This is a genomic window from Calditerricola satsumensis (assembly GCF_014646935.1).
Classification (GTDB): Bacteria; Bacillota; Bacilli; order Calditerricolales; family Calditerricolaceae; genus Calditerricola; species Calditerricola satsumensis.
In genome coordinates, this window is record NZ_BMOF01000013.1 from 40,069 (window position 1) to 46,652 (window position 6,584).

Genomic DNA, 6,584 nt, shown 5'->3' on the forward strand with positions numbered 1-6,584 from the left:
AGAAACGCAAGAAGACGACAGACTGCGGATAGGAGTCGGAGGCGTTTTTGGGGGCATGCGAGCGCACACAACCCGTGCGGGAGATCCGTGAAGGAGGGACTTGCGTTGGCCAGCGATCGGGCCTTTTTCTATCGCCGGTTGCACTCCCTGCTGGGGGTCATCCCGGTCGGGGCGTTTCTGGTGGAGCACCTGATCACGAACTACTTCGCCACGCGCGGCGAAGAAGCCTTTACGGAGAAGGTTCTGTGGATCAACAACCTGCCGTTTTTGATCTTGCTCGAGGTGTTCTTTATTTTTCTGCCGATCCTGTTCCACGGCGTGTACGGGCTGTATATCGCGTATCAGGCCAAACCCAACCTGGGCAGCTTCGGCACGTTCCGCAACGCCATGTTCGTACTGCAGCGCGTGACGGGCGTGATCACGCTCATCTTTATCGCCTGGCACGTGTGGGAGACGCGCGTGCAGGTGGCGCTCGGCAACGTGGCCAAGGAAGAGCTGTATGACCTGATGGTCGCGATCCTGTCCAACAACTGGATGTTCGCGTTTTACCTGGTGGGCGTGATCGCGGCGGTCTTCCACTTTGCCAATGGCCTTTGGTCCTTCCTCGTCAGCTGGGGCATCACGGTGGGGCCGCGGGCGCAGCGCATTTCCACCTACGTGACGATGGCCATCTTCGTCTTTGTCTCGTACATCGGCGTTGCGGCGCTCCTGGCCTTCCGGAACGCAGCGATGGCGCTTGGTTCATAATCGGGGAAGGAGTGACAGGGAATGAGCAAACAATGCCTGATCGTCGTCGGGGGCGGTTTGGCTGGCCTGATGGCGACGATTAAAGCGGCCGAAGCGAATGTTCCGGTTAAACTGTTTTCCATCGTGCCGGTCAAGCGTTCCCACTCCGTCTGCGCCCAGGGCGGCATCAACGGCGCGGTGAACACGAAAGGGGAAGGCGATTCCCCGTGGCAGCACTTTGACGACACCATCTACGGCGGCGACTTTTTGGCCAACCAGCCGCCGGTCAAGGCGATGTGCGAAGCCGCGCCCGGCATCATCTACATGTTCGATCGCATGGGCGTGCCCTTCAACCGCACGCCAGAAGGGCTGATCGACTTCCGCCGCTTCGGCGGGACGCTGTACCACCGCACGGCGTATGCCGGGGCGACGACGGGGCAGCAGCTGCTCTACGCCCTTGACGAGCAGGTGCGCCGCCACGAAGCGCGCGGGATGGTGGAGAAGTACGAGCATTGGGAGTTCCTCTCCATCGTGAAGGACGACGAGGGGCGCTGCCGCGGCATCGTGGCCCAGGACCTGCGCTCGATGGAGATCCGCTACTTCCGCGCCGACGCCGTCATCCTGGCCACCGGCGGACTGGGGATGATCTTCGGCAAGTCGACCAACTCCGTCATCAACACCGGTTCGGCGGCGTCGAGCGTGTACCAGCAGGGCGCCTACTACGCCAACGGCGAGTTCATCCAGGTGCATCCGACGGCCATTCCAGGCGACGACAAGCTGCGCTTGATGTCCGAGTCGGCCCGCGGCGAGGGCGGCCGCGTGTGGACGTACAAGGACGGCAAGCCCTGGTATTTCCTTGAAGAGAAGTACCCGGCCTACGGGAACCTGGTGCCGCGCGACATCGCCACGCGGGAGATCTTCCACGTGTGCGTCGACCTGAAGCTCGGCATCAACGGCGAAAACATGGTCTACCTCGACCTGACGCACAAGGATCCCAAGGAGCTGGACATCAAGCTCGGCGGGATCATCGAGATCTACGAGAAGTTCGTCGGCGAAGACCCGCGCAAGGTGCCGATGAAGATCTTCCCCGCCGTGCACTACTCGATGGGCGGGCTGTGGATCGACTACAACCACATGACGAACATCCCGGGCCTCTTTGCCGCCGGGGAGTGCGACTACCAGTACCACGGCGCCAACCGCCTGGGGGCCAACTCCCTCCTCTCCTGCGTCTTTGGCGGGATGGTGGCCGGCCCGAAGGCGATCGAGTACATGCGCGGCCTGGAAAAATCGGCCGAGGACCTGCCCAGCTCGCTGTTTGAGGCGCAGCAGAAGAAGGAGCAGGAGAAGTTTGACCAGATCCTCAAGATGGACGGCACCGAAAACGCCTACCTCCTGCACAAGGAGCTCGGCGAGTGGATGACCGACAACGTCACCGTCGTCCGCTACAACGACCGCCTGCTGAAGACCGACGAGAAGATCCAGGAACTGATGGAACGCTGGAAGCGCATCAACGTCAACGACACGGCCAAGTGGTCCAACCAGGCGGCCACGTTCACCCGCCAGCTGTGGAACATGCTCGAGCTGGCTCGCGTCATCACCTTGGGCGCCTACTACCGCAACGAAAGCCGCGGGGCGCACTACAAGCCGGAGTTCCCGGAACGGAACGACGAGGAATGGCTGAAGACGACCAAGGCCAAGTGGACGCCCGACGGCCCGGTCTTCGAGTACGAGCCGGTCGACACGTCCCTCATCAAGCCGCGTCCGCGCCGGTATGACGTGCCCAACAAGGCGAAGGGGGCGAAAGCATGAGCGAGCAAAAGACGGTGCGCCTGATCATCAAGCGGCAGGATGGCCCCGACAGCCAACCCTACTGGGAAGAGTTTGACGTTCCGTACCGGAAGAACATGAACGTGATCAGCGCGCTGATGGAGATTCAGCGCAACCCGGTCAACGCCAAGGGCCAAAAAACGCGCCCGGTGGTGTGGGAGTCGAACTGCCTGGAAGAGGTGTGCGGCGCCTGTTCGATGGTCATCAACGGCAAGCCGCGCCAGGCGTGCACGGCACTGATCGACAAGCTGGAGCAGCCGGTGCGCCTGGAACCGATGGCCACCTTCCCGGTCGTGCGCGACCTGATCGTCGACCGCAGCCGCATGTTCGACGCCCTGAAGCGCGTCAAGGCATGGATTCCGATCGACGGCACCTACGACCTGGGCCCGGGTCCGCGCATTCCCGAGTCCAAGCGGCAATGGATGTACGAGCTGTCCAAGTGCATGACCTGCGGGGTGTGCCTGGAAGCGTGTCCGAACGTCAACGCCAAATCCTCCTTTATGGGCCCCTTCATCTTTAGCCAGGTGCAGCGCTTCAACATGCACCCGACGGGGGCCATGCACAAGGAAGAGCGCCTCGACGCGATCATGGGCGAGGGCGGCCTTGCCGAGTGCGGCAACGCGCAGAACTGCGTCCAAGCCTGTCCGAAGGGCATCCCGCTCACCACGTCCATTGCCGCGCTGAACTGGGAGCTGACGAAGTACGCCTTTAAGAAATGGCTGCGTTCGTAAGGCTTCGACGCATGTTCCCCCGCCATGGGCGGGGGTTTTTCGTTCAGGAGGGACCCCATGGACTTGCGGTTTGCCGAACTGGTCCCGGCCACCTTCGTGCGCCGCCTCAACCGCTTTGTGGCGGAGGTGGACCGAGACGGAGAGCGGATGCCGGTGCATGTGCCAAGCACCGGACGGCTCGACACGGTGCTCGTGCCGGGGCGTTCCTGCTTCCTGCGCCCGGGAAAGGGCCGAGCGCGCCGCTATCCGTATTCGCTGTTTCTCGTGCGCGCGCCGGAGAGCTGGGTGTGCATCGACGCGCTCGTGGCCAACGCGGTGGCGGAGGCCCTCCTCGTCGCCGGGAGGGTGCCGGGCGTGCCCGCCGGCGACGTGCGGCGCGAGGTGGCCTGGTGCGGACACCGCGTCGATTTTGCCGTTTCCGCCGAAGGCCGGCTGCATCTCATTGAAGTCAAGTCGGTCAACCTGGCCGTCGCGCGCCTCGCTCTCTTTCCCGACGCGCCGACGGAACGGGGCACGCGTCACCTGCGCGCCCTTCAGGAGGCCCAGCAACGCGATGCGGCCCAGGCGCACGTGCTCTTTGTCGTGCAACGCGCCGATGCGGACGCCTTCGCCCCCCACGAGGCGGTTGATCCCGCTTTCGCACAGGCGCTGCGCGCGCTGGCGGCCGCCGGTGCCAACGTGCAGGCGGTGCGAACCCGGGTTTCCCCATTGGGCCTCTCGGTGGCGGAGTGGCTGCCTGTCCGGCTGTGAGATGTGGCGGTCGACGCGTCCCGTAAGCCCACGGCCCTTCGTTGACGCTCATTCACCGTTCAGGAGGGATGGAGATGCGCGCCTCGTTTGTCCAGCCCGATCTCGAGACGTGGTTTTCTTCGTTCCGCTTTTCCGTGCCGATCAAGGTGCGCTTTTCGGAGACCGATGCCCTCGGGCACCTGAACAACGTCTTCTATATTGCCTACTTTGAGCAGGGCCGGCTTGACTACTTCGAGGCCCTCGGCGTGATGGGTGACCTGCTGGATCCGCGCGGGGAAAAGGCGGTGGTCGCGGCCGACATCGAATGCCATTACTTGGCCCAAGTCTTCTATGGCCAGCCCCTCAGGCTTCACGTGAAGACGGCGCGGATTGGCACGTCCTCCCTCGACCTGCATTACGCCCTGTGGAACGAGGCGACGAGCCAGATGGCCGCCGTGGCTCGGGGGGCGTTGGTGATGATTGACCGCCGCACCGGCAAGAGCACGCCCATTCCGGATTCCATCAAGGAAACGATTGCATCGTTTGAAATTATTGGAAATAAATAGATGGGATGCCAATGGGCATCCCAAATATTATTTCGCAAATTTTACAAACCATTTGTGTTTACCTTCCGTTGCATCAAATTCCCTTATTTTAACAAAATAAGGTAATAAAGTTAAAGCACCAAGAACATATCTCGCAGTATCTATATGTTGTAAATTTTGCTGTCTAACCCGTCCATTCTTTTTTAATATATCTATTGCTTTGTAAAAGTAAGATTTCTCCATTTTTCTTTCTACACCTTTTTTCAAACGTATTATGATTGCATCATCTGTTATTTCGAGAACTTCAGCGGTTGCTTGTTCCTTTAATGTAGGAATGAATCTTCTTGTTTTTAGTATTTCTTTCAATTCAAACCATACTTCTTCAACATTCATTTTGATCACCCTTTTTGCAATATAGAGTCGTACTACATTATGCATGATAAGCTTTTCAAGGCCCATTTTCCACCTCCTCTTGCACCGACCATGCGGCTGGCACATACGTTGATGTTGACCGTATCCCCTCAGCCTGCAGGTGTGGACTGCACAAGGAGGGTTAGCCCATTTGAAGGAGAGGGGTACCACCAAAAAGCCGCTGTTGACGAACCGAGAGAGAGAAGTGTTCGAGCTCTTGGTGCAGGACAAGACGACGAAAGAAATCGCCCGCCAGCTCTTTATCAGTGAAAAAACGGTCCGAAACCATATATCCAACGTGATGCAAAAGTTGGGTGTGAAAGGGCGATCGCAGGCCGTGGTGGAGCTGGTGCGGCTCGGGGAACTGAAAATTTAATTGCGATCCCCTCCCCTTGCTTCTCGCCGAAGCTGGGGGTTATTTTTGTTGGGCGCGTGGCCGGTTTCCCAGCAGGTCGTTCAGGGCGCCGGCCAGGTCGGGGTAGCGGAAGCGATAACCGAGCTGAAGGGCCTTGGCGGGCGTGACCGCCTGACCGGAGAGAAGCAGGGCTTCGGCCATTTCGCCAAACACTGCGCGCAGGACCAGGCCCGGAACGTGTAGCCAGCTGGGGCGGCCCAACGCGCGCCCCAGCTCGCGCGCAAAGGATGCCTGGGTGTGCGGTTCGGGGGCCACGGCGTTGATCGGCCCGGACGCATCTGGACGGTCGAGACAGAAGCGGACAAGCTCGATGACGTCGCGGTAATGAATCCACGGAAAGGGTTGGGTTCCGGAGCCGAGGGGCCCGCCCAAAAACAAGCGGAAAGGAAGGAGGAGCCGCACGAGGGCACCGCCTTCAGGGCTGAGCACGATGCCCAGGCGCAGAAGGACAACCCGCACCCCGCAGCCTTTTGCTTCCCAGGCCGCCGCTTCCCACGCCTGGCAGACGGTGGCGAGAAAACCGTCGCCGGCCGGCGCCGTTTCGTCGACCGGCTCGGAAGTGGACCCGTATATCCCCACCGCCGAGGCGCTGATCAGCACGCGGGGCCGTGGGGATGCGCCCTGCAGGGCTTGAACCAACGCGCGCGTGGATCCCACGCGGCTTTCCAGGATGCGGCGTTTGGCTTTGTAGGTCCAGCGTTGGTTGATCGTCTCGCCCGCCAGGTGGATCACGGCGTCGGAGCAGGAAAGGTGCCGTTCCCATCCGCTTCCGTTCAGCCATTCGGCCACATCGGCCCGCGGGTCAACTTTCCGTGCGGCGGAGGCCACATTGCGCGTCAGCACGGTGACGCGATGCCCGGCATCGAGCAGGTCGGAAACGAGAGCGCGGCCAATAAGTCCTGTTCCACCGGTGACGATGATGCGCATCGTGACCCTCCTGTTTTCCTTCCGGTTTGTTTTTTATTTTCATTAAGCGAATACAAACGTGCAGAAGAAGCAGGCGTTTGTATTGATTTAACTAAAGATTTAATTTGTTATGTTTATTATGTATCTTGCATAAACGGTTTTGGGAAGATGGAACATTGACTGGTCTAACAGGATGTAGTAAATAAAATATTAAACATTTCATTCTATTTAGTAGCATTCCTGTAATGAAACATGCGGGGGTTTGAGCAAATGAAAACCTCCTGATATCGTGGT

8 protein-coding genes are annotated in these 6,584 nt (G+C 59.9%); 6 read left to right on the forward strand and 2 right to left on the reverse strand.

From position 1 onward, the window contains the following. Positions 1-105: 105 nt before the first annotated feature. From IEX61_RS04720 to IEX61_RS04740, 5 genes are all read left to right on the forward strand, one after another. Positions 106-747: a succinate dehydrogenase cytochrome b558 subunit gene (locus IEX61_RS04720; protein WP_054670515.1), complete on the forward strand. Its 642-nt coding sequence runs from the start codon at positions 106-108 to the stop codon at positions 745-747. Between the two features lie 21 nt (positions 748-768). After that, on the forward strand, positions 769-2,535 hold the full coding sequence (gene sdhA / locus IEX61_RS04725; protein ID WP_188816928.1) for a succinate dehydrogenase flavoprotein subunit: 1,767 nt from the start codon (positions 769-771) through the stop codon (positions 2,533-2,535). Then, positions 2,532-3,284 carry a succinate dehydrogenase iron-sulfur subunit gene (gene sdhB / locus IEX61_RS04730; protein WP_188816929.1) on the forward strand — a complete coding sequence of 251 codons (753 nt, stop codon included), beginning with the start codon at positions 2,532-2,534 and terminating at the stop codon, positions 3,282-3,284. Before sdhA ends, sdhB begins: the two co-directional genes overlap by 4 nt. A 57-nt stretch (positions 3,285-3,341) precedes the next feature. Next, positions 3,342-4,034: a DNA/RNA nuclease SfsA gene (gene sfsA, locus IEX61_RS04735; protein WP_188816930.1), complete on the forward strand. Its 693-nt coding sequence runs from the start codon at positions 3,342-3,344 to the stop codon at positions 4,032-4,034. A gap of 74 nt (positions 4,035-4,108) precedes the next feature. Continuing rightward, positions 4,109-4,579 (forward strand): acyl-CoA thioesterase, encoded by a 471-nt coding sequence (locus IEX61_RS04740; protein ID WP_054672715.1) that lies wholly within the window; start codon positions 4,109-4,111, stop codon positions 4,577-4,579. A 27-nt stretch (positions 4,580-4,606) separates the two neighbouring features. Here IEX61_RS04740 and IEX61_RS04745 read toward each other — a convergent pair whose 3' ends face one another. Then, positions 4,607-5,017: a hypothetical protein gene (locus tag IEX61_RS04745; protein WP_157057861.1), complete on the reverse strand. Its 411-nt coding sequence runs from the start codon at positions 5,015-5,017 to the stop codon at positions 4,607-4,609. A gap of 103 nt (positions 5,018-5,120) precedes the next feature. On the opposite strand from IEX61_RS04745, the gene IEX61_RS04750 reads away from it, so the two are divergent. Then, positions 5,121-5,345: a helix-turn-helix domain-containing protein gene (locus tag IEX61_RS04750; protein WP_054672718.1), complete on the forward strand. Its 225-nt coding sequence runs from the start codon at positions 5,121-5,123 to the stop codon at positions 5,343-5,345. Positions 5,346-5,384: 39 nt separating this feature from the next. Here IEX61_RS04750 and IEX61_RS04755 read toward each other — a convergent pair whose 3' ends face one another. Further along, positions 5,385-6,311: a TIGR01777 family oxidoreductase gene (locus IEX61_RS04755; RefSeq protein ID WP_054672720.1), complete on the reverse strand. Its 927-nt coding sequence runs from the start codon at positions 6,309-6,311 to the stop codon at positions 5,385-5,387. Between the last annotated feature and the right edge of the window lie 273 nt (positions 6,312-6,584).